Here is a 1,807-nt window from a genome sequence, read left to right on the forward strand (position 1 = left end):
AGGGCATCGGTGTGCTGGCGGCGGTGAAGGAGGCCGGGCGCGACGAGTTCTTCATGGTCGGTGGCGCGGGGTCGGCGAACGCGATGCGCGACATCGCGGCCGACTCTGGTGTGCTGAAGGCGACGGTCACCTACAGCCCGACGATGGCGGCTTCGGCGATCAAGCTGGCCCGGCTCATCGCCCAGGGCAAGGGTCTGAGCGACCTGGTCGAGCAGCAGGTGCCGCAGTCGATCACGCTGACGTCGGAGACCGTCACCAAGGACAACGCGCAGAAGTATCTGCCGCTCGGATTCGAATCCTGATTCGGGGGTTTCTCGTGACTGACACCAGTGCCGCACACGGGGTCGGCATGGTCGGGTACGCGTTCATGGGGCGCGTGCACTCCCAGGCGTGGCGCAGCGTGGGGGCGTTCTTCGACCTGCCGGTGACCCCGGTCATGGCCGCGCTGTCCGGTCGTTCCGGCGACCGCACGGCCGCCGCCGCCGCGAGCCTCGGCTGGGCCGCGGTCGAGACCGACTGGAAGGACCTCGTCGCGCGGGACGACGTGCAGATCGTCGACATCTGCACGCCCGGCGACTCCCACGCCGAGATCGCCATCGCGGCGCTGGAGGCGGGCAAGCACGTCCTGTGCGAGAAGCCGCTGGCCAACACCGTGGCCGAGGCCGAGGCGATGGTCGCGGCCGCCGAGCGCGCCGCGGCGCGGGGCGTGCGCAGCATGGTGGCCTTCAACTACCGGCGGGTCCCGGCCGTCGCGCTCGCCCGCCAGTGGGTCGCCGAAGGGCGGCTCGGGCGACTGCGGCACGTCCGCGCCCAGTACCTCCAGGACTGGATCGTCGACCCGCAGTTCCCGCTGGTGTGGCGGTTGCAGAAGGACAAGGCGGGGTCGGGCGCGCTCGGCGACATCGGCTCCCACATCGTGGACACCGCCCAGTACATCACCGGGCAGAGCCTGACGGGCGTGTCGGCCATCACCGAGACCTTCGTCAAGGAGCGGCCGCTGGCCGAGGAGTCGGCCGGGCTCGCCGCCGACGCCTCCGAGGGCGCCGGGGAGACCGGCACGGTCACCGTTGACGACGCGGCCCTGTTCCTCGGCCGGTTCTCCGGCGGCGCCGTTGGGTCGTTCGAGGCGACACGTTTCGCCAGTGGGCGCAAGAACGCGATGCGCATCGAGGTGAACGGGGAGCTCGGGAGCCTGGCCTTCGACTTCGAGTCGATGAACGAGCTGTGGTTCCACGATCACACGCTTGCGGCGGAGGAGGCGGGGTTCCGGCGGGTGCTGGTCACCGAGTCCGGGCATCCGTACGCGGGCGCCTGGTGGCCGCCGGGGCACGGGCTCGGCTACGAGCACACCTTCACCCACGAGGTGAAGGACTTCCTGGAGGCGATCGGCGAGGGCACCGACCCGGCGCCCTCGTTCGCCGACGGCCTGCGGGTGCAACGGGTGCTGGAGGCGGTCGCCGACAGCGCCGCCAACGACAGCCGCTGGACCCCCATCCCCTGACCGCCCACGTGCGCGCCGCGCGGGCGGATCCGGGGACGGACCGCCCGCGCGGCGCGGGCTTGAGCATTCCGACACCGAGTAGGAGAGCGGACATGACGCGACCGATCACGTTGTTCACCGGCCAGTGGGCCGATCTGCCGTTCGAGGAGGTGTGCCGTCTGGCCGGGGAGTGGGGGTACGACGGCCTGGAGATCGCGTGCTGGGGGGATCATTTCGAGGTCGACAAGGCGCTGGCGGATGACTCCTACATTCCGCGCAAGCTGGAGGTGCTGGACAAGCACGGGCTGAAGGTGTGGACGATCTCCA

General features: G+C 70.8%; 1 protein-coding gene and 2 pseudogenes. All 3 read left to right on the plus strand.

Annotated elements, in window-relative coordinates:
- Positions 1-302 (plus strand): annotated as a pseudogene (locus tag ACFQSB_RS40125) (sugar ABC transporter substrate-binding protein); the annotation flags it as partial.
- Between the two features lie 14 nt (positions 303-316).
- A complete protein-coding gene (locus tag ACFQSB_RS40130) occupies positions 317-1,501 on the plus strand; it encodes a Gfo/Idh/MocA family protein (protein WP_380832595.1) in 1,185 nt (394 codons plus the stop codon).
- Between the two features lie 92 nt (positions 1,502-1,593).
- A pseudogene (locus tag ACFQSB_RS40135) lies at positions 1,594-1,807 on the plus strand (sugar phosphate isomerase/epimerase); the annotation flags it as partial.

The organism is Sphaerisporangium rhizosphaerae (assembly GCF_042665155.1).
GTDB classification, from domain to species: domain Bacteria; phylum Actinomycetota; class Actinomycetes; order Streptosporangiales; family Streptosporangiaceae; genus Sphaerisporangium; species Sphaerisporangium rhizosphaerae.